We start from the raw sequence: 24649 nt of genomic DNA, 5'->3' as shown, positions 1-24649 counted from the left end.
CCCCGGCTTCACGCCGGCTCGTCAGCCGGGTGCGCGCCCTCTTGCACCAACACCATGCTTTGCGGCGACGACAGCGGGATGCCCTCATCGCGTAACCGGCCAAGAATGGTGAACAGCAGGTCACTGCGCGTGCCCGACACCTGCCGCGGCCCCGCTACATAACCACTGACGCCAATGACCATGCCACTGGTGGTCAGGTCCTTGAACGACACCGAACACGCAGGTGCATCCAGTATCGCTTCATGCTCCTGGTACGCCGCCAGCAGCAATTCCCGCACACGGTTGGCATCGGTTTCCAGCGGCAAGGTCAGGGTAATGCTGACCACCCCAAGGGCATTGCCCATGGTCACGTTGCGCACGTTTTGCGAGATGAACTGCGAGTTGGGCACGATCACCGTCGAGCGGTCGGACATCTGAATCTCGGTGGCGCGCACATTGATGCGGCGGATATCACCCTCGACACCGGCCAGGCTGACCCAGTCGCCCACCTTCACCGGGCGCTCGGTAAGCAGGATCAGGCCGGAGATGAAGTTCTGCACGATCTGCTGCAGACCAAAACCGATACCGACCGACAGCGCACTCACCACCCAGGTCAGGCTGGTCAGGTTGATGCGCAGGGTCGACATCACCAGCATGGCCAGGAACAGGAAGCCCAGGTAACCCACCAGCGTCACCAGCGAGGCGCGCATGCCGGCGTCCATGTCGGTTTCTGGCAGCAGGCGCTCGCTCAACCAGCGCTTGAGCACACGAATACCGAACATGCCGCCGAAGAACATCACCACCGCCAACAGGATGTCCTGCGGCACGATGTTCATGTTGCCGAGCATCTTGCCACCGGTATCGTCCCAATCCCCCAGGCTGAGCAGCAATTCGCCGGGGCTGGTGCCCGACGGCGTCAAGGCCAGCAATACCGCCAGGAACAGCAACACAGTGCGACCAATGCCGGCGAGAATCGTGCTGGCCTGGGCCTGATGACGCGGCGCCAGGCCCAGCGTCGACGCCAAGGCCAGGCCACCGGGCTGACGAGGCGACAGCAAGGTCTCGCACAGGTCACCGAGGAAGGTGGTCAACAGGTAGGCACAGGTGGCCACCACGCTGATCCACAGCAACTTGGCGGTCAGGAAGTAGGCCAGGGTCAGGAAGCCGGCCAGCAGTGCCAGCACGATCAACCCCACCCACACCACGATGACGAAGGGGATCAGCCCCGCCAGGCCGGTCGGGCGCTCCAGGTCATGCTGGCGCAAGGTGCGGCGGTAGCGCAGCAAGGCCACCGAGAAAATCACCGCCACCACCAGCGCGGTCAGGCCGTTGGTGGCCACGGTCAGCGCCAGGCTGGTGCCGATCACGCTGTTGATGCGCTCCTGGGTCAGCAGCACCATCAACGCCAGGGCCAGCAGTTTGGGGAACCAGCCCAGGGCGCTGGCCACTTCATCGTGGATCGGCGGCAGGCGCCAGGACGGGCGCTGCAGCATCAACATGGCGCGGCCCAGGCCCGAAATGAAGGCGCTGAACACCACCAGGGTAAGGATATGGTTGGTCAGGCTGGCGATGTCCGAACCCAGCTCGGCGCTGCTTTCCAGGCCCCAGCGCAGCAGCGACACGGAGCCAGCGATGGTACCCAGCGTCGCCAGGCTGACGCTCAGGGCCAAGGCGCTGCGGCGCAGGCGGCCTTCCGGCAGCCAGCGGATCATGGCGTCTGCCAGCAGGCGTTCGAGCAGGCGACGGACCAAGGTCCAGACCAGGATTGCCGCCACCAGGCTGGTCAGGAACAACCAGCGATGCTCGGCACTGAACGCGCTGGCCACGGCATCGGCCGCCTCGCCGCGCAGGTCTCGCAGGCGACTCAGGTCTTCGGCGGTAGGGCGGATCAGCGATTGCCAGAACGCCGGGGTCAGCGGGCTCGTCGCGCGGCTGGTGACCTGCGAGTTGAACTGGCTGCGGCGCAGGTTGACGATCTGCGTGGACAGGTCGCGGGCCGACTGGGTCAGCTTGGTTGCCTGCTCCTGCTCGGCCAATACGGACTTTTTCTGCGCCTCGAGGTCCTTGCGCTGAAGCGTGATGGTCGCGGTCTCGTCCGGCTGGGGCGGGCCAAGCACCTTGAGTTTGTCGTCCAGGCCATCGACGTCGGTGGTCCGCAGCGCACTCAGTGCATCGGCCTGACGCTGAACCTGCATGGCGGCCTGGCGCAACTGCGAGAGCACGTCGTCATTGGCGTTGCTGGTGACGCCCTGGCGGATCTCGTCGAGTCGGTCATTCAGTTGCTCAAGGCTCGCGTTTTCTTCGAGCACCGGCAGTTCGGCAGCGGCCAGGCTGGAGACTGGCGTGGCCGGTGCGGACCAGGCCGGGGTGGCCAACGCCACCATCAGGGCCAATACGCCTAGGCAATAACGGGCAAGGCTGACACGCCTCATCGAACATTCCTCTATACATTTCGATTTGGCGGGGGATTCTACGCGGCTTGAGGCGATCAGGAGAGTGCCGTTTCTCGCGTGAGCAGTTGCTGCTTGCGCTCGACGCCCCAGCGGTAGCCGCTAATGTCGCCATCGCGGCGTACCACCCGGTGGCACGGGATGGCCACGGCAATGCGGTTGGCGGCGCAGGCCATGGCCACCGCGCGCACCGCCTTGGGTGCGCCGATACGCTCGGCGATGTCGGTGTAACTGACCCGACAGCCGGCCGGCACCTCGCGCAGGGCCTGCCAGACCCGCTCCTGAAAAGCCGTGCCTTGCACATCCAAAGGCAGCGCCAGGCCCAGTGCTGGCGCTTCGACAAAGCCCACCACCTCGGCGACCACGCGTTCATATTCGTTGTCGCCGCCTATCAGCCGGGCGTTTGGGAACTGGTCCTGCAACGCGTGCAGCAGTGGCTCGGGGTCATCACCCAGCAGGATCGCGCAAATGCCCTTCTCGCTCTGCGCCACCAATATCGCCCCCAGCGAACACTGGCCCAGCGCAAAGCGAATGGTCGCCCCCTGCCCGCCGGCACGGTAGGCCTTGGGGCGCATGCCCAAGCGTTGCTCGGCACTTTCGTAGAAGCGGCTGTTGGAGTTGTAGCCGGCGTCGTAAATGGCATCGGTGACTGAGCGCTGGTCATTTTCCAGGTGCTCGCGCAGGCGCCTGGCACGAAACGCCGAAGCGTAAGCCTTGGGGGTCAAGCCGGTTTCGGCCTTGAACAGGCGGTGCAGGTGAAAGGGGCTGACGGCCAGTTGTGCACTGAGTTGGTCGAGATTCGGCGAAATCTCGTCGCCCTCGAGCAGGCGGCAGGCGCGGGTGACCAGCTCGCTACGCCGGGTTGCAGTGGCACGGCTCGCGCTTGTGCAACGCTTGCAGGCCCGGTAACCCGCAGATTCGGCAGCGGCGGCATCGCTGTAGAACGCGACGTTTTCGCGCTTGGCCATGCGCGCTTTGCAGCCAGGGCGGCAGTAGATACCGGTGGTGCGCACGGCGTAGACGAAGTGACCGGCGGCGTTACCGTCGCGAGCCTGCACGGCCTGCCAACGTTGTTCGGAGGTTGTGTAGGGTTTCATCGCGGGTTACCTCTTATCTTTATCGCCTGTACCGGCCTCTTCGCGGGCAAGCCCGCTCCCACAGGTACACCACGGGTCCCGACGACAGTGGAGACCATGTGGGAGCGGGCTTGCCCGCGAAGAGGCCGGTGCAGGCACAGCAAATACCTCAGGCCCGCCACAGGTACCAGGCCGCCACGGTGCGGAACGGGCGCCAGCCACCGCCCAGCGAGCGCATCTGCGCCGGCGTCGGTGCCTTCTCCAACCCCTTGAGCCGACGATACCCCTCACGCACCGCGAAGTCGTCGACCGGCAGAATGTCCGAACGCTCAAGGCAGTAAATCAGCAACATCTCCACCGTCCAACGCCCTACCCCGCGCAAGGCCACCAGGCGCTCGATCAATGCGTCATCGGGCATGGCCAGCGCCTCCTCGCGGCTGGGTACCACCCCCGCTAGCCGGGCCTGGGCAATGCCCTGAACCGTGGCTGCCTTGCTCGCCGAAAAACCACACGCACGCATCGCCTCTGGCGTTACGGCCAGCAATTGCTGCGGTGCGGGAAAGCCGCCTTCGGGGAACAGCGCCAACAGCCGGCCCAAAATCGACTCGGCAGCGCGTGCATGCAATTGCTGGTAGGCAATCGCCCGTACCAGCGCCTCATAAGGCTCGCGTCCCGGCGTCGCCTGGTGCAGGCACGGCCCGATCGCTGCGATATGCCGCGCCCAGTCCGGGTCCGACTCGGCCAGGTAGCGGGCAGCTTCCCGGTAGGCTTCGGGCGAAAGGTCAGCCAGGATCATAGCGGCTCCAACACGTCGACTAGAGGCCTAGCTTAGCCCAACCGTTCATCGGCGAAACGCCGGATCTTGCGCGGCTAATTCCTGGCATACCATTGCTCTGCGGCGCGTTACCCGCATAGAATTGAGAACTATTCACAATCGCGCACGCTCACGGGATCAGGCCTTCGATACGATGCAGATCAACGACACGCTCAAGCCCACCGAGGTCGCTCTGCTCTATCAGTCCCACCACGCCTGGCTAAGCAGCTGGCTGCGCAGCCGGGTCGGGTGCCATGAGCATGCCGCCGACCTGGCCCAGGATACCTTCGTCCGGGTGTTGCGTGCCCGTCAGGCATCACCGCTCAAGGAGCCCCGCGCCTACCTCAGCGCCATCGCCCGTGGGCTGATGATCGACCAGTTCCGCCGCCGCGCCCTGGAGCGGGCCTATCAGGAAAGCCTGGCCCACCTGCCGGAAGCCGAAGTGCCCAGCGAGGAACACCGGCTGGTCATCCTCGATACGCTGGAACGCCTCGACCGCGCCCTGCAGGCGCTGAAGCCGCGGGTGCGGCAGGCCTTTCTGCTGGCCCAGATCGACGGGCTGAGCATCGCGCAGATCGCCCTGCAGCTGGATGTGTCCCGCGCGACCATCGAGCGCGACTTGGCCAAGGCCCTGGGTGTCTGCTACCGGTTGCGTTATGCCGAACGCTGAGAACGCCCCCGCGCAAACCCAGGTCGACCAGGCCATCGACTGGCTGGTGAAACTGCGCTTCGACACCCCCAGCCCGCGTACCGAGCGGCAATTCCAGCAATGGCTGGCCAGCCACCCACAAAACCCTCAGGCCTGGCAGCGTGTCAGCAGCCTCAGCGACGAGCTGGCCGGGTTGCCCAAGGCACTGAGCCGACGCACCCTCGACGCCAGCCAGCGCCAGCACAGCAGCCGCCGGGACCACCTCAAGCTGCTGGCGCTGTTGGCCGTTGGCGGCAGCCTGGGCTGGGCCGCGCGCGCGCCCTTGGGCCTGCCGCAGCTACTGGCCGACAGCAGCACCGCGGCAGGTGAGCGCCGGCAATTGCAAGGCAGTGATGGCAGCCGTATCCAGCTCAACACCGCCAGTGCCATCGACCTGCACTACAGCAGCCAACAACGACTGCTCGAACTGATACGGGGCGAGGTCAGCCTGGACGCCAACGCCAACGACAGCCGCCCCTTCCGCATCGATACCCGTGTCGGCACCTTGGGCACACTCGACGGCCAACTGCTGCTGCGCGAAAACGACAATGGCTTGTTGGTGGCCGTACGCCGTGGCGAGGTCACACTGTTCCCCGCGTCGCCTTCAGCGCGGTTGGTACAGGCTGGCGAAACCTTGCAGGTGCAGGCCAACGGCAGCTCGCAGGCCGTGAGCCTGCGCAGCGACCCGTGGGGCTGGACCGACGGCGTGCTCAGCGTGCAGCAGATGCCGCTGGGCGAATTCGCGGCGGAGCTGGCCCGCTACCGCCCGGGCCTGCTGCGCTGCGCCGACGAAGTGGCAAACCTCAAGGTCTCCGGCACCTACCAGCTGGCCGATACCGGGCAGATTCTGCAATTGCTCACGCGCAGCCTGCCGGTGCGGGTCGAGTACCGCACACGCTATTGGGTGAGCATCGACGCCGCCTGAACCCCGCGTGGTCAGTCCGCCACCGCGCGCAGGCGCCCTGCCCGCCGGTACGACTGCCGGGCAAAACAGACGAACAACCCCGCCATGATCGCCAGCGCCATCGGCAACCCGTGCGGTGCCACATCCATCGCCGCGCCACTGACCAGCGGCCCGATCAGGCTGCCCACACCCCACAGCAAGCCGACGCTGGCATTGGCCGTGACCAAGTCCTGCCCTTTAAAGCGCTGCCCGATCAGCACCAGCGCCAAGGTGTAGATGCCCCCCGCCACTGCGCCCAGCACCACCAACAGCGGCCACAGCAACCAGGTCATCTGCAGCAGCCACGGCAGGCCGATGCCGATCAGCATCGCCACCAGGCCGCACACCAGGTGCAGCCCGGTGCGCTCGACCCGGTCGGCCAACCAGCCCAAAGGCAGCTGGAACAGCATGTCGCCAGCAAACACCACCGTCACCATCAGCGCCGCCACACCCACGGCAAAGCCGTGGCTGGTGGCGTACACCGGCAGCAGCGACAGCACCACGGCGTCGAAGAAGGAGAAGAACAGCACCGCCACGCACAAGGCCGGCGCCACGCGGAAGAACCCGGCCAGGCCGAAGCTTTTTTCGCCTTCTTCATGCTCGACGTAGTCGTTGGGCACGGTCAGCACGATGCACAGCAGCGCCAGGCCATAGCAGGCGGTGACCACGCCAGTGATCCACGGGCTGTCGGCGCCCAGCACGGCCAGCATTGCCGGGCCGAGTACCTGGAAGCCGGTAAAGCTGGTGGCGTACAGGGCCATGATTTTGCCGCGGTTATGCTCGGGGCACAGCTCGTTGACCCAGGACTCGCCCAGAATGATAGCGATACCCATGCCGATGCCCAGGCCCAAGCGCAGCAACGCCAGCAGCCAGATCGAGTCGAAAGCCGACTCCAGCAAGGCGATGCTGACGGTGCACAGGCTGAAGCACAGCAAGTAGATGGTGCGCCGGGTCAGGCGCCGGCAGCAGGCGTCGACCATGAACGCCGAAAGCATCATCCCAGCTGCCGGGATGGCCGAAATAATGCCGATTTCCAGCGTGCCTGCGCCGGCCTCATGCAGGCGCAACGACACCAACGGCAAGCTGGCCCCGAGGCTAAAGCCCACCACCGACACGGCGAACAACAGGCCCGCCAGCAAACGCATGTTCATTTACCACTCCTTGCAAACCGAAAAGACGAGCAAACACGAGCGCGCACGCCGGGACGGCGGACGACGCAAAGGCGCGGATCAGTTCAGGGCAAGGTGAGGCGAGAAGGTGAAGGCAAACAGCACGCTGCGCCGACGCTTGAGCACCGTGTCGCTCGGCCACGCACGACGCAGGGCCTGGAGTGCAGGCTGGCGAGCAGGTGGGAGGGACGGGTTACGGCGCATTGCTTTGACTACGCAGGTTGGAGAAAAGAGGCGGCACTCTAGGCTAACGGTGGTCGGGCCGTCAATCATCAGGGGGCGTGGGAGCGGGCTTGCCCCGCGAACACCGGCGAAGCCGGTGGCATGCACCGCGTAGCCCCATTCGCGGGACAAGCCCACTCCCATAGGGTCCTCACAAGGTCTGAGCCTGCGCAGTTACCTGTGGGAGCAACTGTCTTCTAGTGGAGGCTGGCCTTGCAGGCGATTGGGCTGCGCAGCAGCCCCTTACAGGCTCAACGCTTGCCGGTAGACGGCAGGAACACCGCCAACAACCCGAACAACGGCAGGAACGAGCACACGCCATACACGTACTCGATACCGCGCAGGTCCGCAACATAACCCAGCAGCGCCGCGCCAATACCGCCGAAGCCGAACATCAGCCCGAAGAAGATCCCGGCAATCATGCCCACGCTGCCCGGCACCAGCTCCTGCGCATACACCACGATGGCCGAAAACGCCGAGGCCAGGATGAAGCCGATCACCACGCTCAGCACGGTGGTCCAGAACAGGTCGGCATACGGCAGCGCCAGGGTGAACGGTGTCACGCCCAGAATGGAGAACCAGATCACCGCCTTGCGCCCGATACGGTCACCGATCGGCCCGCCGAAGAAGGTACCGGCCGCCACCGCGCCCAGGAACAGGAACAGGTGCAGCTGCGAGCTGGCCACCGAAACGTCGAACTTTTCGATCAGGTAGAAGGTGAAGTAGCTGGTGAAACTGGCCATGTAGAAGTACTTCGAGAACACCAACAGGCCTAACACGATCAGCGCCGCGATCACCCGCTTGCGCGAGATGCCATGGGTGGCCTGCACCGCCTTGCGGGCCTTGGCCTGGTTGAGGTGCTCCTTGTACCAGCTACGCAGCATCAGGGTCACGGCGAAGAAGAACAGCCCCGCCAGGCCAAACCAGGCCACGTGCGTTTGCCCGAACGGGATGACGATCGCCGCCGCCAGCAGTGGCCCCAGCGCCGAGCCGGTGTTGCCGCCTACCTGGAAGGTCGATTGGGCCAGACCAAAACGCCCGCCCGAGGCCAACCGCGCGATGCGCGAGGTTTCTGGGTGGAAGGTGGACGAACCAATGCCCACCAGCGCCGAGGCCAGCAGAATCATCGGGAAGCTGCCGACAAAAGCCAGCATCACGATCCCCACCAGCGTGCACAGGGTGCCCATCGGCAGCAGGTTGGGTGCGGGCCGGCGGTCGGTAAAGAAGCCGACCCAAGGCTGCAGCAGCGAGGCGGTTATCTGGAATGTCAGGGTGATCATGCCGATCTGGGCGAAGCTCAGGTCGTAGTTGGCCTTGAGCATCGGGTAGATCGCCGGCAGCACCGACTGGATCAGGTCATTGATCAAGTGCGCCAGGGCGCAGAAGCCGATGATGCGCATCACCAACGGGTTGGCAGGGTTCGCCGCTGCGCTGGTGGACGCCGTGGAGGTGCTACTGATGGCCATGTGCCTGAATCTCCGTCCGCAGGTTTGGGATCCGATTATCGGGAAACAAATAGATACATAGCTACCTTTTTTATCCCTCCGTCGAAACGTACTTGTAAATGGTTCTCAATATAATTAGCATCCTCGACTCATTCCCCTGTCATCGTTGGGCGAAACGGCCCCTATCGTGAGCAGACCGATCCCATGAGCCCGATGCCCGCCAAGCAACTCCAGCCCGACCCTCAGCAGGAAGCCCTGGAGTGGTTTTCCCGTTTGCGTCAGCCCGGCTGTGACGAAGGCGAACGCCAGGTGTTTGCCGCCTGGTGCCAGGCGCCGCAGAACGCCCAAGCCTACGCTGAACTGGAAACCTTCTGGCAACAGCTGCAACCGCCACCGGCACGCCCCCGACCGCGGCAGATAAATACGCGCCGCAGCCACCTGGGCAAATGGCTGGCGCTGCTGTTTTTGCTGGTGCTAGGCGCTGTGGCCTACCTGTACTGGCCACTGATGCAACGCCTGGGCAGCGAACTGCACACCGACGTGGGCGAACGCCGCAGCTTGCGCCTGCCCGACGGCTCTACCCTGCACCTGGACAGCGCCAGCGCGATGAACGTCGACCTGCGTGGCCGTACCCGCCAGCTGCACCTGGTACAAGGCCAGGTGTACCTGGAGGTCCTGCTCGACGGCCGGGCCATGGAGGTAGACGTGGGCGATGCGCGCATCCAGGTATTTGGCACCCGCCTGCAAATCGCGCGCTATGCGCACCACGACGAGCTGGTGGTGCTCAGTGGCAAGGCCATGGTTGTGCAGGGCGGGGAGCAGCGCCTGGTCTCGGCGGGTGAACGGGTGAGCTTCGACGGCACACGGATCAATACTGTGCAAAAAGCCGATCCGAAGACCGCCGACAGCTGGCGCAACGGCCGCCTGCGCGCCACTGATATGCCGCTTGGGCAAGTGTTGGAGCGCCTGGCGGGCTACCAGGGCGAACGGCTGTGGATAGTCGACGCACACACCGCCCATCGGCGCGTGAGCGGCGATTTCAACCTCGACCGCCCTACCGAAAGCCTCGCCGCACTGGCCAGCGCCCAGCATTTGCAGCTGCACAGCGTGCTCGGGCACTGGCTGATCGTTCGCTGAAGGCGGGCCTGGCGGCTAAGTTTTTGAAAGCGTGCAAATTTTTTTTGAAATGAGTGTTGACAGAGGGGCATCACAAGGGAATAATGCGCGCCATTGGCTACATAGCTCAGTTGGTTAGAGCATAGCATTCATAATGCTGGGGTCCGGGGTTCAAGTCCCTGTGTAGCCACCAAACATGATAAAGGGCTTACCGAAAGGTAGGCCCTTTTTCGTTGCCTGTGACAAAGTGACGGCGTCTCCGGCAACAGACCCAGTGCGATGCGCTAAACCCACACAGCTGTAAGCAGTGCTAGCACTGCCACCAGGGCCAGCACTTTAATTGTCTGAGCCGTACGCGCGGCAGGCGCATGCTCGTGCGAAGAGGTCAGGGTTTCCTGCATGCGCTTAAAGGCTTCGATGTGCTCTTCATCTTGCGCCAGCCAGACACGAAAAGCCTTGCGCTCGCGGCCACTGGGCTGGCCGTCGAGGCGCGCCAGCCATTCGACGGCTTCGTGTAGGATTTCAGGGCTCATAGCGGCGCCCCAATGAGGCATTGGCGCAACCACACCAGCCGCCACTGGTAACAGCCCCTGTACCAGTCATCCAGGCAGTCTGCGGCGGGAAATAGAGGTATTTTCATCGCGATGCTTCGCAAATGGGAATGATTCTATTCTAAATTGCCACTACCCGACATGCAATCACCAGCTTGACGCAGGCATTTCACTTGCCTGTTCGAAGGATCCTGCCTGATACGATCACATCGCTACAACTGATAGAAGTACCAGGTGCCCACCCTGCCCTGTCAGCGCACACTCGCCATTACAACTGCCAGACCAAGGCCGATCAGCGCCAGGCCAATCACTCGGTCCATCATGACTTGCTGCTCGATCATCGCCTTGCGCAATGCCGTGCTGGAGAAGAACACCGCCACCAGGCTGAACCACACCCAATGGGCAAACGACATGAACGCGCCGTAAGCGAAGTCCAGCGCCAGCGGGCTACCCGGCTGCACCACCTGGGTGTAGGCGCTGATGACGAAGAGCATGGTCTTGGGGTTCAGGGCGTTGGTCAGAAACCCGGTGCGCAGTGCCGCCCTCAGGCTGGCACCGGTGTCTTGGCCAACGCCGTCGAGGTGGATGCGCGTGGTGTTGGTCAGCGATTTATAGCCTAGGTAGATCAGGTACCCAGCACCGACGACCTTCATGAACAGGAACAGGGATGGGCTCTGGCTAATGATCACGGCGATGCCCAGCACCGTATACAGCACATGCACCTGCACGCCCAAGGCGATCCCCACGGCAGCCGCCAGTCCGGCTTTACGGCCCTGTGCATAACTGCTGCGGGTGACCATGGCGAAGTCGGCCCCCGGGCTGATAACCGCAAGGATGGTGAACAGGGCTACGGCGATAAGTTCGGTCATTGGCGGGTCTCGATTGGCGATGAAAATGCACAGACACGCCGATTATCCTGGGCTTATGGGCCGCTAAAAATCGATTTATAGTGGCGGATATTCGATAGTTTTTCTCACAGAGGTGCAGTGCTTGCACTGCCCGCGAAGAGGCCGGAACAGGCACCACAAAACCATGAAACTGCCCCCTCTCAACGCCTTCCGCTACTTCGACATTGCCGCCGAAACCGAAAGCTTCGTGCGCGCCGCCGAGCGCCTGCATGTCACCCACGGCGCGGTCAGCCGGCAGGTACGGCTGCTTGAGGAAAGCCTCGGTATCGAACTGTTCGAACGCCGCAACCGGGCCATCTTCCTCACCGCCGCCGGCCGTGCGCTGCATGGCACCACCCAGGCCATGTTCGAACAGCTCGAAGGCGCCGTGCAGCGCCTGCAACAGCAGGAGCGCGACAACGTGCTGGTGCTCTCCTGCGAGCCCACCATCGCCATGCGCTGGCTGATCCCGCGCCTACCGCGCTTCCACAGCGCCCACCCCGACCTGCAACTGCATCTGGTAGCCGCCGGTGGGCCGCTGGACTTCGCGCGCAGCGGCGTCGACCTGGCGCTGCGCCGCGATGACTTCCACTGGGACCGCCAACTGCATCACCGCAAGATCTGCGACGAATGGATCGGCCCAGTCTGCCGCCCCGGCGCCGCCACCGGCCTGGACGGCCAGCGCTTATTGCACAGCCGCACCCGGCCCAGCGCCTGGCCCACCTGGCTGCGCCTGAGCGAACAACGGGCCAGGCACACCCAGCGCAGCGACTATGAGCATTTCTATTTGTCGATCCAGGCCGCCAGCGCGGGCCTGGGCCTGGCCATGGGGTCAGCCTTGATGGTGCGCGACGAACTCGACAGCGGCCAACTGCAGGCCCCTTTCGGCTTCTTGCGCGACGGCTCTGCCTATCATCTGCTCAGCCCGCAGCCGCTGGACGAGGGTGGCAAGCGCCAGCGTTTCGCCGAATGGGTGATCGACCAATGCCAGGCCTGCCTGGCTCACTTGGGTTTGATACAGAACGACGACCCGGCGCTGCCATCGCCACCCCAGGTGCGGTAGCCGGCCGTGTCGACATGAATACGACCTGACGGGTAGCGGCCCAGGCCCATGTTCCAGGCTTGGCCATGCTGTTGCCAGAAACGGCACAACGGGTTGGGGTCAGCCCAGGCCGGCAACAGCATATCGACGGCGAAGGCACGGGTGTGGGCGCTGTTGGCGGCGCCACCGGCGCAGACGTTCAGGCGCGGGTCACGGTAGGCTGAAACCACCTCGAACTGGCGCAGGATGCCTTGATCGCCGAGGGTTTTGAGCAGTGACAGCGTCGAGCGCACCGCAGGCCATTGGCTCGCCGGTGGCACCGCAAACGGCGACGCCCGGCACAGCTTCCAGTCCGAGGCCGAGCGAAGCAGTTGGTGAATAGGCACCACCCCGTACAAGCGGGCGTCTACCAGCATCTCGCGGAACGGGCGAGTCTGATGATCGCCAGCCCATTGAGCGAACATCCACACGTCGCGGTCATCGGCCTGCGCCGCATTGACCGCCCACATCCCCGCCACCAGCAGTAGCCACTTCGTCCCTGTCATCCCTACTCCCGGCTCAAGCCTCATGGCCTGTAATTGGGGCCGCTTGGCAGCCCATCGCCGCGACTGGTCACCACGACAATGCCTCAGGTATAGCGCAGTATAGAAAGGCTCCCACACCTGTGGGAGCTCCTATGGTTTTTGCCATTAGTCCAACGCCCGCAACCGATACTGCGGCGGCAGTTGGGCGAACCCGCTGATGGTGGTGTCCAGGCTCTTCCAACGCCCGTCCTTGATGCCGTAGATGCAGCCATGCACCGACAGCTCCTGCCCACGGTGCCAGGCGTTCTGCACGATGCTGGTGTGGGCCACGTTGGCGACCTGCTGGATCACGTTCAGCTCACACAGGCGATCGACCTGCGCCTCTTCGGTTTCAAGGTTGGCCAGCTCACCGCGCTTTTCGTAGTACAAGTCGCGAATCGAACGCAGCCAGCCGTCGATCAACCCTAGCTGGCGGTCCTGCATGGCGGCGCGCACGCCGCCGCAGCCGTAGTGGCCGGTGACCAGGATGTGTTTGACCTTGAGCACTTCGACGGCGTACTGGATCACCGACAGGCAGTTAAGGTCAGTGTGCAGCACGACGTTGGCGACATTGCGGTGGACGAACAGGTCGCCGGGCAGCATGCCGACGATCTCGTTGGCCGGCACCCGCGCATCGGAGCAGCCGATCCAGAGGAATTCCGGGGTTTGCTGACGGGCCAGTTTGGCGAAGAAATCGGGGTCACGCTGGGTGATGGCATCGGCCCAGCGCGCATTGTTGTCGATCAGTTCCTGCAGGTCGTGCATGGTCTTGCCTCATCAGGTTGTACCTGTGTGACTGGACCTGCGCCTGAGGGGTCACTCCTCGAACAGGGTGCAGGCCATCACCAGGAAGCACTCACGCTTCTTCCAACCGTGCCTTAACGACCCCCTGGACAAAATAGCGTGCAGCGTCCGGGCTTTGGTCCATAAACGATAGATCGACAGGTCTCAATCGACGCCACCTATTTGCTTTCTATCTGACAGCTTCATGACCGGATCGCAGGGCGTGAATGAACCTACATGGTTAGACCTGCCTTGCAGCATCTAGAATCTGTAAAGATTATCGCTTAGCTGATCTGCGAATCCAACTAACAATTCCACTCACACCGTTATAAACGTATTCCCTCACCTCGATAACTCTCACTGTCCTTCCATATTTATTGTATAACGCTTCTCTCGCCTCATCCGCTGCCTTAGAATCGAGCATATCTAAATAATCTAGCGCGATAGTTCTATTGTCTGGAACATTACTATCATTAGAAAACAACTCGAGTTGAGAATACTCAATTCGAGCTGTCATTCTGGCTTTAACCTGCCTCCTGTTGACATCAGCCTGCGGTTTTTGAATGAGACCTCCTTCTTGCTTCACGCGCTTTGCCCCCCCAGCCTCTACGGTTGACGCAGCACGCTTACGCGAAGCATGAATCCCCTCAGAGCGAGGGCTAATCGTTGTAGTAATCCTTGGGAAATTCTGTACCTGACTCTTTCCAAATAAACCATCTGAATAATAACTCGGCCCGGTGCGCGCACTGGGTGCAATGGGTGCAATGGGTGCACTGAGTTCTGTACCCGGTGTCAACCAATTAAAGACACTTGATGAGCCCACATAGTAGATCATGTGACCACTAGGGTCCGTACGATTCACTGGGTCACCCCCGCAGTAAACATACGCATTCACGCCTCCTCTACCAAACGGACTGAATTCATCAGGCGAGTTGAAGCGATTGGTAACAACGTCAAAAAAACGATAACCGTTTCCAAGAAAGTAACCGATTGGTAACAATGACTGCATCTGGCCTGCGAAGCCAATCAGCGACTCCATACCCCTCTGGAAGCCATAAGGTGAATAGGCTACCGATTTAGACCGTGTACCGGACTCACCTATCACAGAGCCCATGCCATCCGAAGCGAGCATCATCGTTTGCTGAAGACCATTGGCAACCTTTCGCTCGACAAGCCGCATACCCGCAGCCTGGATCAACGAACTGCAACGGCCTTCCTGCCAAACAGTGCGTACTGCATCCCCTTCATAAAAAAACCAAGCACCCGTGAAAGTCTTCATGGTCGTAATACTCAGAATTCCCATCCCAATGATTCAGAACGCGAAGCCCTTTGTATACTGGTAAAAATGCCAGGAGCGTTTCTGGGGTAACTCGGAAGCCGAGCGCAGCAACGGGTGAATCGGCACCACGCCATAGTATGCGCTAGAGGGCTGGCAGCCAGCGCATCAGCGAATGGACCGCACCTTCACTCTTCGAACAACGTACAAGCCATCACCAGCGCATCCTCGCGCCCGCCCGCCATAGGGTAGTAATCCCGCCGGCGGCCGATCTCGTTGAAGCCATAGCGCTCATACAACCGATAGGCCGACTGGTTGCTGGCGCGCACCTCCAGGAAGCACTCACGACCATTGAGCTGGTAAGCTCGCGCCATCAGGTGCTCGAGCAGACGCAGGCCCAGGCCACACCCCTGGTTCTCGGGTTTGACGGTGATGTTGAGCAGGTGCGCCTCGTCGATGATCACGTTGATCACGCCGTGGCCGACCTGCTGCTGGCCATCGAACATCAGCCACACTTCGTAGGACTTGAGCGCATCCTGAAAGATTCCGCGGGTCCAGGGATGACTGAACGCTGCATATTCGATCTTAAGCACGGCATCCAGATCCGCCTCGGTCATCGGGCGGAAACTGATCGATTCACTCATTCAACGCTCTTCCAGCGCGCCATCAGCTGGCGCATGGCTTTCCAGACGTCCGCCTTGCGCTGCGGCTCGTCCATCAACAGTTCAAGGCCCGGCAAGGCCCAGGCGTCGCCCAGGCCATCGAGCTTCAGTACTTGGTAGTAAGTGTGCGCATCGGCATTGCCGGCGAAGCGTAGCGCGGGCAGGCCGATCAGCCACAAGCAGTTGCACGGAGCTTCTTCCAGGCGCGCCTGGATGAACCCCTGGACAAAATCGCGTGCTGCGTCCGGGCCCTGGTCCATGTTACCGCGCACCAGCAACGGCCAGCGGACCGGCTCGCCGATGATCTGCGGGGCGTCGGGCAGGCCGGCGGCGCGCAGCATGTCCTTGAGCAACAGGTAGGACGGGTCGCGGCTCTGGAAGGGCTGGCCGGTGGCCAGTTCCACCAACAGCAGGCAACTGCCGGCACGCAGCAACTGCAGAGAGAAACGTGGCGGCGGCACCGGGGCCGGGCGCGGTGCGGGTGCTTCTGGCTCCGCTTCGGCTGGCTTGGCGGCAGGCTTCGCGGTGCTGCCGGGGCGCGGGATTTCGATTTTCGGGCGTTCGCCAGAGCGTGCCTGAGGGGCGGCTGGCGCCGGCTGGTTGGCCGCAGGTGCAGGCCTGACCTCGAAGTCGATGTCTTCGACCGGCGCCACCGGCAACAACAGTTCGGGCCGCGACGGTGCGGCGAACGGCAGTTCGGCGCGCGGCAGCCAGTGCACCACTTGCATGGCGGAGAGGTAGGCGCGGCGACGGGGTTCGGTCAGCACGGGGGCGGGTATCCGGAGGGTTGAAACAATCGGGCATTCTAACGCGTACGCCTTGGGTTTTGCAGTGTTGTTGAGATCGAGCGCCGCGCGGGCGGCGCTCGATCTCACAGGCGCCAAAGCGCTCCCGCCATACCCCTAAAAAACCAAGGGACATCTCTCATTACAGACCAAGGGGTGAAATCCTCCCCCCTGCATGCAGTACAATCGCCCCCTTTTTCTTGGCAACGAGTCGAAGCCAATGATCGAACCCAAGCGCGTCCTGCGCGCCCTAGCCGAACACTGGGCCCTGATCGAGCCACTGTGCGAACGTTTCGACCAGGGCACCCTGAGCCTGGTTGAACTGCGCCAGCATGTGGCCCGCCAGCAGGTCGAAAGCACCCCGCAGGACATCACCCAGCTGCTCGACGTGTGGATCCGCCTGGATATCCTGGTCCCGGTGGCCAAGAGCCCGAACCGCTTCGAGCTCAACGCCCAGATCCACGACTTCCTCGCCTACCTGCGCCGTGAACACCGCTTGGGCCTGTGCCTGGAAATCGAAGCCTACCTGCGCCACCTGGAGCGCCTCGCCGGGCATATCCAAGACGCCTTCGACAACCGCGACAGCGACGACCTGGCGCGCCAGCTGCGCCTGCTCGACATGCGCGTGCGCGATGTGCTCAAAAAGCTCGACAACGACGAGCAGGCACTGGTGGCCGTGGCCGAACGGGCCAAGACCAGCAACCGGCAGATCCCGCTGCGCCAGCGCTACGCCGAAGTCCTCGCAACCTGGGACGAATACGTCGAGCCGATGATCCAGCTGGTCAACGCCGACGGCGCCTTCGAACAAGGCGTGCGCAAGGTCGAGACCGTGCTGCTGCGCCTGCTGGGCGAACAGGCCCGCCTCGGCCACCTGGTCGACGACGACATGCTGCTGCGCACCCACGCGCGCATTCTGGAAATGCAAACCAGCGCCCAGCTGACCCTGCGCCACGCCCGTGAACTGCTGCTGCCCCTGCGCGAAGAAGCGCGCCGGCACAACGCCGTGACCCGTGGCGCTGCGTTGGCCCTGTCGGTGATCCGCCGCAAGGGCATCGATGCCGTGCCGCAAGCGGCCATGCCGATGTTCACCCGGCCGCAGAGCACCTTCCTCGGCAGTGCCAGCCAAGTCGAGGCTTATGTTTACGCCCTGGCCCGTTTCGAGCCCAAGCCTGCGCGCTTCCCCAAGGCGCACAAGACCGACAAGGACCCGCTGCCGCGCGCGCCACGTACGGTCAAGGAAATGCTCGAACGCTGCGAGCAGGCCCTGCCGCTGCCCGACCTGATGGTCTGGCTGCTTGACCAGGAGCCCGAAGGCGCCACCGACGAACTGCTGTACTGGTTCTCGCGCCTGTCCCGAGAAAAGCGCTTCAAGCGCGAGCGCCTTGAGCGCCGCGACTACACCACCCACGAACACCTGGTCAGCCTGCGCTCGTTCGCCCTGACGTCCAGCCGTGAAGACGTCGCCCGAACGACTGCCGAATCCAACGCGAGCCCAGCCAATGCATCTTGATCTTTCCGAACTGTCCCAGCTCGCGCCGATCTTCCGCGAGCTGTTCAAAGGTTTTCACGTCAGCCGCCGTGACCCGGAGCTGTACGCTCAGCTGTCGAACTTCCAGGACCAGTACCGCACCCTGTTCAAGGCCCTGGGCTTCGAGCTGGTGTGCGACACCCGTGGCTTCTATTACTTCGTGCCCGAGCTTGCCGCCGCGCAGGTCAACAAGACCGCCCAGCGCCTGTCGTTGTTCACCTTCATCCTGGTCGAGCACCTGGCCGACCAGGGCCGCGACCCGATGGCCGTGCTCGACGGCGGCAGCATCGGCCGCGACGAACTGCCCTCGCTGCTGGACAAGTACCGCGACCTGTTCCTGCAGGCCGAGGTGCAAACCGTCGACGAACTCGAAGAGAAGATCCTCCGGCGCATGACCCAGCTCGGCTTCGCCCATGAGGAAGGCGGCATCTACCGCTTCCTGCCGCCGATGCACCGCTTCCTCGATGTGTGCCTGTCGGTCCAGCAGGACCGCGACCTGGCGGCCACCCTGCACAGCGACCTGCCCTTGCCGACACCGGTACTGGTCGAGGAAGAAAGCCCGGAACAACTCAACCGTACCGACGACCCACTCGACCTGTCGCCGTTCGAAGGCGACGAGCGCGAAGAGGACGCCCTGGCCCGGGCCATCCGCGAAGAGCAACAGGAGATTGACGCATGAGCCAGGAACGCTACGGCATCCGCCGCTTTGCATTGCTCAACACCGCCGGTTACAGCCTCGGCCTGTTCCCGCTGGAACACCCGCTGTCGGTGTACGGCGCCAACAACCTGGGTAAATCGGCGTCGATCAACGCCCTGCAGTTCCCGATTTTGGCGCGCATGTCTGACATGAGCTTCGGCAAGTACAGCCTGGAGCAGTCGCGTCGTTTCTACTTCGCCAGCGATACCTCGTACATTCTCTGCGAACTGAACCTGCCCCACGGCCCGCACGTGATCGGTGTGGTCGGCCGCGGCCCGGGGGGCGGTTTCGGCCACCAGTTCTTCGCCTACAAAGGCGAGCTGGACCTGGCCCACTACCAGAAGAACGACACCTGCCTGCGCCAGAAGGAGCTGTTCACCAACCTGGAGCGCCTGGGCCTGAAGGCCTACGAGCTCAAGCCCGATGAACTGCGCCGGCTGCTGGTCGGCGGCCACACCTCGGTGCCGCTGGACCTGACCATGATCCCGCTGCGCTCGACCAGCGAGCAAAGCCTGAAAACCTTCCGCGCGCTGTTCATCAACCTGCTGCACATGCGCGAAATCACCGCCGCCAAGCTCAAGCAGCTGTTCCTCGATGCCTTCGAGCACAGCCTGCGCTCGGGCAGCGTCGACTACATCGCAGCCTGTGAAGAAGCCTTCCGCGACGTGCGCCGCATGGAGCAGGACTACAACGCCCTGGTCGCCGCCGGCCCACTGGTTGAAGCCCTGGCGGGTGGCGTGGCCCAACGCGACATCCTGCGCGGCAAGCTGCACCGCCTTTCGCCGCTGCTCGACAACCTGCTGGGCACCTGGCAGGAATACGCCATGGCGCGCAAGGAAGAGCTGGTCATCCAGTCCGAACACTACCGCGGCGAACAGGACCGGTTGCAGAACGACCAACGTGGCGGTACCCAGGAGCTGATGCGCCTGGAACGTGAAATCACCGGCATCCAGCGCTGGCTTGGCGAGCTGTCAGTGCTCAAGCACCGCTTCGCCCTGGTCGATGACGTCAAGGTGCTGGAGCAGCAGTTGCTGGCCGCCAAAGACGCCCACGACGAACTGGCCGGCGCGCTGGCCCAGTCGCGGCAGTTCTCGGCCGAAGACCTGGACGAGCGCGTACGCGACCTGGAAAAACGCCTCAAGCAGGTCCGCCAGCAGCTCGACCACGCCGACAACAACAGCTACGCCCGCCTACGCGAAGAATTCTCGCAGCAGGATGTCGACCGCCTGATGCGCCTGTTCAACGGCGCCCTGTTCAGCCTGCCGCTGGGCGAGCGTGGCATCGAACTGGACGACAGCGACCTGTGGGTAAAGTCGCTGGAAGCGGTGCTCGATGGGTTCAAGGGCGAGCGTTTCGAAGCGCCCGGCCTGTCCATCGACCTGTCTCACATCGACCCACCGGCCCTGCAGGCCCTGGCCGACCGCGCCGCCCTTCGCGACCAAAAAGAGCGCCTGGAAAAAGAACTCAAGCAGCTCAAGACCCAGCAGGCCGTAGCCGCCGACCGCTCCGCCTCCAAGGCGCAGACCGAAACCCTGTACCAAGCGGTACTGGACGCGCAAAAAGCCTTGGAAGACTTCCGCCGCAGCGAAACCCTGGCCGCCGAAGAGCCCGAGAAACTGGAGCAGCTGTCGCAACTGGAAGCCGCCCAGGACGAGCTCAAGCGCTCCAGCGACGCCTTCACCGAACGCGTCCAGCAACTGTCGGCCAAGCTGCAACTGGTCGGCCGGCAGATCGGCGACCTCGAGTCCAAGCAACGCACCCTAGAAGACGCCCTACGTCGCCGCCAGCTGTTGCCGGCCGACCTGCCCTACGGCACGCCGTTCATGGAAGCGATCGACGACTCGATGGACAACCTGCTGCCGATGCTCAATGACTACCAAGACAGCTGGCAGAGCCTGCAGCGGGTGGATAACCAGATCGAGGCGCTGTACGCCCAGGTGCGCCTCAAGGGCGTGGCCAAGTTCGACAGCGAAGACGACATGGAGCGCCGCCTGCAACTGCTGGTCAACGCCTATGCGCACCGCACCGACGAGGCCCTGACCCTGGCCAAGGCACGCCGCGCGGCCGTCACCGACATCGCCCGGACCCTGCGCAACATCCGCAGCGACTACGACAGCCTCGAGCACCAGTTGGCCCTGTTCAACCGCGAGATCAACAAGCGCCAGGTGTCCAACTTGGAGAGCTTCCGCGTGGTGCTGGCGCCGAACAAAGAGGCGCTCAAGCACATCGACCAGATCATCCACAGCGCCGGCCAGTACGAGGAAGGCGAGACCCTGTCGGTGTTCGACCTGACCCAAAGCTCGGACCAGGACCACAAGAACGAAGAAGCCAAGGAGTACCTGGCACGGCTGGTGGCGGCCAACCACAACCAGTTGGGCCTCAAGGACCTGTTCGAACTGGCGTTCGAGATCACCAAGGTCAATGGCCAGCCGGTGATCCACGCCGACATCGACGGCGCCGCGTCCAACGGCACCACCATGACCATCAAGGCGCTGACCAACATGTACTTGTTGCTGCACCTGATGGACCGCGACCTGGCCGGGCGCATTCGCTTGCCGTACTACCTCGACGAGGCGGCAGACATCGACGAACGCAACCAGGCGGCACTGCTGGAGACCAGCTTGCAGCTGGGCTTCGTGCCGATTCTGGCGAGCGTGAAGCCGCAGGTGTCGGCCAAGGTGGCGATCGACCTGGAAGGTGGCAGCGGGCCGAATGGCATCTACATCGACGAGGCGGACTGGAAGTTCATCAGCCGGCTGGATGAGGTGAAGGTGGACGTGCGCGAGGATCAGGCTGAGGCGTTGGCCTGATAGTGGAATACAGGGGCCGCTTTGCGGCCCATTCGCGGGGCAAGCCCAGGTCTTGCGCAGCCCACAGAGGCAGCGGGGTCTCTGTAGGAGCAGCCTTGTGCTGCGAATGGAGGCCAAAGGCCTCCCAACATCTACCGGCCTATCAATGAGCCCAAGGCAAGATCGGAATCGCCGTCACCGCATTCTGCGGGCTGCCTTCGATCATGCGGTCGCTGTACACCAGGTACACCAGGGTATTGCGCTTCTTGTCGAGAAAGCGCACCACCTGCATGGTCTTGAACACCAACGAGGTGCGTTCCTTGAACACTTCCTCGCCATCTTTCAACTCACCCTTGAAGTTGATCGGCCCCACCTGACGGCAGGCAATCGACGCCTCTGCCCGATCCTCGGCCAAGCCCAAGCCACCCTTCACGCCGCCGGTCTTAGCCCGCGAAAGGTAACAGGTCACACCCTCGACCTTGGGGTCATCGAATGCCTCGACCACGATGCGGTCGTTCGGCCCGACGAACTTGAACACGGTCGACACCTGGCCGACCTCTTCGGCACCGGCCAGCATCGGCAACGCCAACGCTGCCACGGCGATCATCCTTTTCAACATGCCCACGCCCTCAAACCAGAACCAGGTTGTCACGGTGCACCAGCTCGGGCTCCGCGCTGTAGCCCAGGATGCTTTCGATGGCATCGGACGGCTGGCCAATGATTTTTTGCGCCTCAAGGGCGCTGTAGTTGGCCAAACCGCGGGCCACTTCCAGGCCATCAGGGCCGACGCACACCACCATCTCGCCACGACGGAAACTGCCCTGTACGGTCTTCACGCCCACCGGCAACAGGCTCTTGTTGGCCTGGCGCAGCGCCTGCACGGCACCGGCGTCCAGCACCAGCGTGCCGCGGGTTTGCAGGTGCCCGGCCAGCCACTGCTTGCGCGCTGCAAGCATGCCGCGCTCAGGCGACAGCAAGGTCCCTAGGCGCTCGCCCGTCTTGAGGCGGTCGAGCACGCGCTCGATACGGCCACCGATGATGATGGTGTGGGCACCGGAACGTGCCGCCAGGCGCGCCGCGCGCAGCTTGGTCTGCATGCCGCCACGGCCCAGGGCGCCGCCGGTGCCACCGGCCACGGCGTCGAGCGACGGGTCGTCGGCGCGAGCTTCGTAGATCAGCTGGGCTTCGGGGTTGTTGCGCGGGTCGGCGTCGAACATGCCGTCGCGGTCGGTGAGAATCACCAGCAGGTCGGCTTCCACCAGGTTGGCCACCAGCGCGGCCAAGGTGTCGTTGTCGCCGAAGCGGATCTCGTCGGTAACCACGGTGTCGTTCTCGTTGATCACCGGCACCACGCCCAAGTCAACCAGCGTGCGCAGGGTGCTGCGGGCGTTGAGGTAACGCTTGCGGTCGGACAGGTCGTCATGGGTCAGCAGAATTTGCGCGGTGTGCTTGCCGTGCTCGCCGAAGCTCGACTCCCAGGCCTGCACCAGGCGCATCTGGCCGATCGACGCGGCCGCCTGCAGCTCGTTCATCGCGCTCGGTCGCGAGGTCCAGCCCAACTGGCTCATGCCAGCTGCCACGGCCCCCGAAGAGACCAGCACCAACTCCACGCCTGCTTCACGCAGCGCGACCATCTGCTCGACCCAAACGGCCATTGCGCCGCGGTCAAGGCCCTTGCCATCGGCGGTCAACAGAGCACTGCCAATCTTCACGACCCAGCGCTTGGCGCCCGTCACCTTGCTTCGCATCTTCTTCCAACCTATGTCGAATCTGTAGAGACCGTAGATACAAAAACGCCGCTCCAGAGAGCGGCGTTTAGTGTACTGCAACCGGTCAGTCGCGCACGTAAATGATTTCTGGGCCGTCTTCGTCGTCCTCGAAATCATCATCCCAACCGTCATCGTCGCCGATGTCGTGGACGCTCTTGACGCCAGTGCGACGCAGGGTGCGGGCGTCGTCCAGGGCCTGCAGCTGAGCACGGGCTTCGTCTTCGATGCGCTGATCGAGGTCGGCCAGCTCTTCGGCGTAGGCCGGGTCGTTGGCCAGGCGATCGGCGCGGTCTTCGAGGTAGCGCATCAGGTCGTGGCTGAGCTTGTCGGTGCCCTGCTTGGAGATGGCCGAGATCACGTAGACCGGGCCTTCCCACTGCAGACGCTCGACCACTTCCTTGACCCGCTCGTCGCGCTCGTCTTCCATGACCATGTCGGCCTTGTTCAGCACCAGCCAGCGCTCACGCTCGGCCAGCGACGGGCTGAAGCGGGTCAGCTCGTTGACGATCACTTCGGCGGCATCGGCCGGGCTGCTTTCGTCCAGCGGCGCCATGTCGACCAGGTGCAGCAGCACACGGGTACGTGCCAAGTGCTTGAGGAAGCGGATACCCAGGCCGGCACCGTCGGAAGCGCCTTCGATCAGGCCGGGGATGTCGGCGATGACGAAGCTCTTCCAGCGGTCGACGCTGACCACACCCAGGTTCGGCACCAGGGTAGTGAACGGGTAGTCGGCGACTTTCGGCTTGGCGGCCGACACCGAACGGATGAAGGTGCTCTTGCCAGCGTTCGGCAGGCCGAGCAGGCCGACGTCGGCCAGTACCTTCATTTCCATTTTCAGGTCGCGCTGATCACCCGGCTTGCCTGGGGTGGTCTGGCGCGGCGCACGGTTGGTGCTGGACTTGAAACGGGTGTTGCCCAGGCCGTGCCAGCCGCCTTGGGCGACCATCAGTTTCTGGCCAGGGGTGATCAGGTCACCAATCACTTCCTGGGTGGTGGCGTCGATCACCGTGGTGCCGACCGGCACGCGCAGGAACAGGTCTTCACCCTTCTTGCCGGTGCAGTCGGTGCTGCCACCGTTGGCGCCACGCTGGGCCTCGTGGTGACGGGTGTAGCGGTAGTCGACCAGGGTGTTGAGGTTTTCGTCGGCGACCATGTAGACCGAACCGCCGTCACCGCCATCACCCCCGTTAGGGCCACCGTTTTCGATGAATTTTTCGCGACGGAAGCTCATGCAACCGTTACCGCCGTCACCGGCTTTGACTCGAATCGATACTTCGTCAACAAACTTCATTAAAACCGCCTCTCGTCGGCAGACGAGCTGAATACTTAAAAAACCTGAGGCTCTTGCAAAAATGAGCGCGGCGGCCCCGTACGACCGTAGAAACCCACGCCGGCAGCCCATACAAACAGCTTTG

22 protein-coding genes and 1 tRNA gene are annotated in these 24649 nt (G+C 63.4%); 8 read left to right on the top strand and 15 right to left on the bottom strand.

Annotation, left to right across the window (positions count from 1 at the left end; all coding sequences use genetic code 11):
- Positions 1–8: 8 nt before the first annotated feature.
- The 3 genes from HU764_RS01785 to HU764_RS01775 all read right to left on the bottom strand — a co-directional run bounded on the left by HU764_RS01785 (position 9) and on the right by HU764_RS01775 (position 4301).
- Positions 9–2411, bottom strand: a complete 2403-nt coding sequence (locus HU764_RS01785) for a DUF3772 domain-containing protein (protein ID WP_186703611.1) — start codon at positions 2409–2411, stop codon at positions 9–11.
- A gap of 56 nt (positions 2412–2467) precedes the next feature.
- Positions 2468–3526 (bottom strand): bifunctional DNA-binding transcriptional regulator/O6-methylguanine-DNA methyltransferase Ada, encoded by a 1059-nt coding sequence (ada, locus tag HU764_RS01780; RefSeq protein ID WP_186681687.1) that lies wholly within the window; start codon positions 3524–3526, stop codon positions 2468–2470.
- A 148-nt stretch (positions 3527–3674) separates the two neighbouring features.
- Positions 3675–4301 carry a DNA-3-methyladenine glycosylase family protein gene (locus HU764_RS01775; protein WP_085274121.1) on the bottom strand — a complete coding sequence of 209 codons (627 nt, stop codon included), beginning with the start codon at positions 4299–4301 and terminating at the stop codon, positions 3675–3677.
- 172 nt (positions 4302–4473) lie between these two features.
- Here HU764_RS01775 and HU764_RS01770 point away from each other — a divergent pair, with 172 nt between their 5' ends.
- Together HU764_RS01770 and HU764_RS01765 are read left to right on the top strand one after the other, a co-directional pair.
- Complete coding sequence (locus HU764_RS01770; RefSeq protein WP_027594502.1) at positions 4474–4989, top strand: sigma-70 family RNA polymerase sigma factor; 516 nt, start codon at positions 4474–4476, stop codon at positions 4987–4989.
- Complete coding sequence (locus HU764_RS01765; RefSeq protein WP_186681683.1) at positions 4976–5932, top strand: FecR domain-containing protein; 957 nt, start codon at positions 4976–4978, stop codon at positions 5930–5932. Before HU764_RS01770 ends, HU764_RS01765 begins: the two co-directional genes overlap by 14 nt.
- Before the next feature lie 11 nt (positions 5933–5943).
- Here HU764_RS01765 and HU764_RS01760 read toward each other — a convergent pair whose 3' ends face one another.
- Positions 5944–7101 carry an MFS transporter gene (locus HU764_RS01760; RefSeq protein WP_027594504.1) on the bottom strand — a complete coding sequence of 386 codons (1158 nt, stop codon included), beginning with the start codon at positions 7099–7101 and terminating at the stop codon, positions 5944–5946.
- Positions 7102–7592: 491 nt separating this feature from the next.
- Positions 7593–8807, bottom strand: coding sequence for an MFS transporter (locus tag HU764_RS01755; protein ID WP_099428299.1), 1215 nt, complete (start codon positions 8805–8807; stop codon positions 7593–7595).
- 192 nt (positions 8808–8999) lie between these two features.
- Between HU764_RS01755 and HU764_RS01750 the strand changes: the two genes are divergently transcribed.
- Together HU764_RS01750 and HU764_RS01745 are read left to right on the top strand one after the other, a co-directional pair.
- Complete coding sequence (locus tag HU764_RS01750) at positions 9000–9923, top strand: FecR family protein (protein WP_186681794.1); 924 nt, start codon at positions 9000–9002, stop codon at positions 9921–9923.
- Positions 9924–10018: 95 nt separating this feature from the next.
- Positions 10019–10095 (top strand) — tRNA-Met (locus tag HU764_RS01745).
- Positions 10096–10186: 91 nt separating this feature from the next.
- On the opposite strand, the gene HU764_RS01740 is transcribed toward HU764_RS01745, so the two are convergent.
- Both HU764_RS01740 and HU764_RS01735 read right to left on the bottom strand, forming a co-directional pair.
- On the bottom strand, positions 10187–10435 hold the full coding sequence (locus HU764_RS01740) for a FecR/PupR family sigma factor regulator (RefSeq protein ID WP_186681680.1): 249 nt from the start codon (positions 10433–10435) through the stop codon (positions 10187–10189).
- A 269-nt stretch (positions 10436–10704) separates the two neighbouring features.
- A complete protein-coding gene (locus tag HU764_RS01735) occupies positions 10705–11322 on the bottom strand; it encodes a LysE family translocator (RefSeq protein WP_186703610.1) in 618 nt (205 codons plus the stop codon).
- A 163-nt stretch (positions 11323–11485) separates the two neighbouring features.
- On the opposite strand from HU764_RS01735, the gene HU764_RS01730 reads away from it, so the two are divergent.
- On the top strand, positions 11486–12403 hold the full coding sequence (locus HU764_RS01730) for a LysR substrate-binding domain-containing protein (RefSeq protein ID WP_186703609.1): 918 nt from the start codon (positions 11486–11488) through the stop codon (positions 12401–12403).
- On the opposite strand, the gene HU764_RS01725 is transcribed toward HU764_RS01730, so the two are convergent.
- The 5 genes from HU764_RS01725 to HU764_RS01705 all read right to left on the bottom strand — a co-directional run bounded on the left by HU764_RS01725 (position 12343) and on the right by HU764_RS01705 (position 16433).
- Positions 12343–12927, bottom strand: coding sequence for a D-Ala-D-Ala carboxypeptidase family metallohydrolase (locus tag HU764_RS01725; protein WP_027594510.1), 585 nt, complete (start codon positions 12925–12927; stop codon positions 12343–12345). The genes HU764_RS01730 and HU764_RS01725 overlap by 61 nt on opposite strands.
- Positions 12928–13071: 144 nt before the next feature.
- Complete coding sequence (can, locus tag HU764_RS01720) at positions 13072–13710, bottom strand: carbonate dehydratase (protein ID WP_186683175.1); 639 nt, start codon at positions 13708–13710, stop codon at positions 13072–13074.
- 295 nt (positions 13711–14005) lie between these two features.
- Positions 14006–15007 (bottom strand): RHS repeat-associated core domain-containing protein, encoded by a 1002-nt coding sequence (locus tag HU764_RS01715; RefSeq protein WP_225935605.1) that lies wholly within the window; start codon positions 15005–15007, stop codon positions 14006–14008.
- Between the two features lie 185 nt (positions 15008–15192).
- Positions 15193–15648, bottom strand: coding sequence for a ribosomal protein S18-alanine N-acetyltransferase (gene rimI / locus HU764_RS01710; protein ID WP_027594512.1), 456 nt, complete (start codon positions 15646–15648; stop codon positions 15193–15195).
- Positions 15645–16433, bottom strand: a complete 789-nt coding sequence (locus HU764_RS01705; RefSeq protein WP_186683171.1) for an energy transducer TonB — start codon at positions 16431–16433, stop codon at positions 15645–15647. The genes rimI and HU764_RS01705 overlap by 4 nt, the downstream gene beginning before the upstream one ends.
- Before the next feature lie 238 nt (positions 16434–16671).
- Between HU764_RS01705 and mksB the strand changes: the two genes are divergently transcribed.
- Genes mksB through mksF form a run of 3 tightly spaced genes read left to right on the top strand, consistent with a single transcriptional unit; the run spans position 16672 to position 21486 of the window.
- Positions 16672–17961 (top strand): Mks condensin complex protein MksB, encoded by a 1290-nt coding sequence (mksB, locus tag HU764_RS01700; protein WP_027594514.1) that lies wholly within the window; start codon positions 16672–16674, stop codon positions 17959–17961.
- A complete protein-coding gene (gene mksE, locus HU764_RS01695; protein ID WP_186683169.1) occupies positions 17951–18658 on the top strand; it encodes an Mks condensin complex protein MksE in 708 nt (235 codons plus the stop codon). Before mksB ends, mksE begins: the two co-directional genes overlap by 11 nt.
- Complete coding sequence (gene mksF, locus HU764_RS01690) at positions 18655–21486, top strand: Mks condensin complex protein MksF (protein WP_186683167.1); 2832 nt, start codon at positions 18655–18657, stop codon at positions 21484–21486. Before mksE ends, mksF begins: the two co-directional genes overlap by 4 nt.
- A 142-nt stretch (positions 21487–21628) precedes the next feature.
- On the opposite strand, the gene HU764_RS01685 is transcribed toward mksF, so the two are convergent.
- The 3 genes from HU764_RS01685 to cgtA form a co-directional block, all read right to left on the bottom strand.
- Complete coding sequence (locus tag HU764_RS01685) at positions 21629–22084, bottom strand: CreA family protein (protein ID WP_172960338.1); 456 nt, start codon at positions 22082–22084, stop codon at positions 21629–21631.
- 10 nt (positions 22085–22094) lie between these two features.
- Entirely contained in the window at positions 22095–23213 is a 1119-nt protein-coding gene (gene proB, locus HU764_RS01680; protein WP_027594518.1) for a glutamate 5-kinase, read from the bottom strand.
- A gap of 85 nt (positions 23214–23298) precedes the next feature.
- A complete protein-coding gene (cgtA, locus tag HU764_RS01675) occupies positions 23299–24525 on the bottom strand; it encodes an Obg family GTPase CgtA (protein ID WP_027594519.1) in 1227 nt (408 codons plus the stop codon).
- Positions 24526–24649: the final 124 nt, after the last annotated feature.

This window comes from Pseudomonas kermanshahensis (assembly GCF_014269205.2).
In the GTDB taxonomy this organism is placed as follows: Bacteria; Pseudomonadota; Gammaproteobacteria; order Pseudomonadales; family Pseudomonadaceae; genus Aquipseudomonas; species Aquipseudomonas kermanshahensis.
The sequence above is the reverse complement of the archived record's forward strand: the minus strand, read 5'-3'. Positions and strand labels throughout refer to the sequence as shown.

Excerpts from the sequence above, each read along its gene's own strand:
- HU764_RS01785 (WP_186703611.1), bottom strand. The coding sequence starts at position 2,411 with ATGAGGCGTGTCAGCCTTGCCCGTTATTGCCTAGGCGTATTGGCCCTG.
- ada (WP_186681687.1), bottom strand. The coding sequence starts at position 3,526 with ATGAAACCCTACACAACCTCCGAACAACGTTGGCAGGCCGTGCAGGCT.
- HU764_RS01775 (WP_085274121.1), bottom strand. The coding sequence starts at position 4,301 with ATGATCCTGGCTGACCTTTCGCCCGAAGCCTACCGGGAAGCTGCCCGC.
- HU764_RS01770 (WP_027594502.1), top strand. The coding sequence starts at position 4,474 with ATGCAGATCAACGACACGCTCAAGCCCACCGAGGTCGCTCTGCTCTAT.
- HU764_RS01765 (WP_186681683.1), top strand. The coding sequence starts at position 4,976 with ATGCCGAACGCTGAGAACGCCCCCGCGCAAACCCAGGTCGACCAGGCC.
- HU764_RS01760 (WP_027594504.1), bottom strand. The coding sequence starts at position 7,101 with ATGAACATGCGTTTGCTGGCGGGCCTGTTGTTCGCCGTGTCGGTGGTG.
- HU764_RS01755 (WP_099428299.1), bottom strand. The coding sequence starts at position 8,807 with ATGGCCATCAGTAGCACCTCCACGGCGTCCACCAGCGCAGCGGCGAAC.
- HU764_RS01750 (WP_186681794.1), top strand. The coding sequence starts at position 9,000 with ATGCCCGCCAAGCAACTCCAGCCCGACCCTCAGCAGGAAGCCCTGGAG.
- HU764_RS01740 (WP_186681680.1), bottom strand. The coding sequence starts at position 10,435 with ATGAGCCCTGAAATCCTACACGAAGCCGTCGAATGGCTGGCGCGCCTC.
- HU764_RS01735 (WP_186703610.1), bottom strand. The coding sequence starts at position 11,322 with ATGACCGAACTTATCGCCGTAGCCCTGTTCACCATCCTTGCGGTTATC.
- HU764_RS01730 (WP_186703609.1), top strand. The coding sequence starts at position 11,486 with ATGAAACTGCCCCCTCTCAACGCCTTCCGCTACTTCGACATTGCCGCC.
- HU764_RS01725 (WP_027594510.1), bottom strand. The coding sequence starts at position 12,927 with ATGACAGGGACGAAGTGGCTACTGCTGGTGGCGGGGATGTGGGCGGTC.
- can (WP_186683175.1), bottom strand. The coding sequence starts at position 13,710 with ATGCACGACCTGCAGGAACTGATCGACAACAATGCGCGCTGGGCCGAT.
- HU764_RS01715 (WP_225935605.1), bottom strand. The coding sequence starts at position 15,007 with ATGAAGACTTTCACGGGTGCTTGGTTTTTTTATGAAGGGGATGCAGTA.
- rimI (WP_027594512.1), bottom strand. The coding sequence starts at position 15,648 with ATGAGTGAATCGATCAGTTTCCGCCCGATGACCGAGGCGGATCTGGAT.
- mksB (WP_027594514.1), top strand. The coding sequence starts at position 16,672 with ATGATCGAACCCAAGCGCGTCCTGCGCGCCCTAGCCGAACACTGGGCC.
- mksE (WP_186683169.1), top strand. The coding sequence starts at position 17,951 with ATGCATCTTGATCTTTCCGAACTGTCCCAGCTCGCGCCGATCTTCCGC.
- mksF (WP_186683167.1), top strand. The coding sequence starts at position 18,655 with ATGAGCCAGGAACGCTACGGCATCCGCCGCTTTGCATTGCTCAACACC.
- HU764_RS01685 (WP_172960338.1), bottom strand. The coding sequence starts at position 22,084 with ATGTTGAAAAGGATGATCGCCGTGGCAGCGTTGGCGTTGCCGATGCTG.
- proB (WP_027594518.1), bottom strand. The coding sequence starts at position 23,213 with ATGCGAAGCAAGGTGACGGGCGCCAAGCGCTGGGTCGTGAAGATTGGC.
- cgtA (WP_027594519.1), bottom strand. The coding sequence starts at position 24,525 with ATGAAGTTTGTTGACGAAGTATCGATTCGAGTCAAAGCCGGTGACGGC.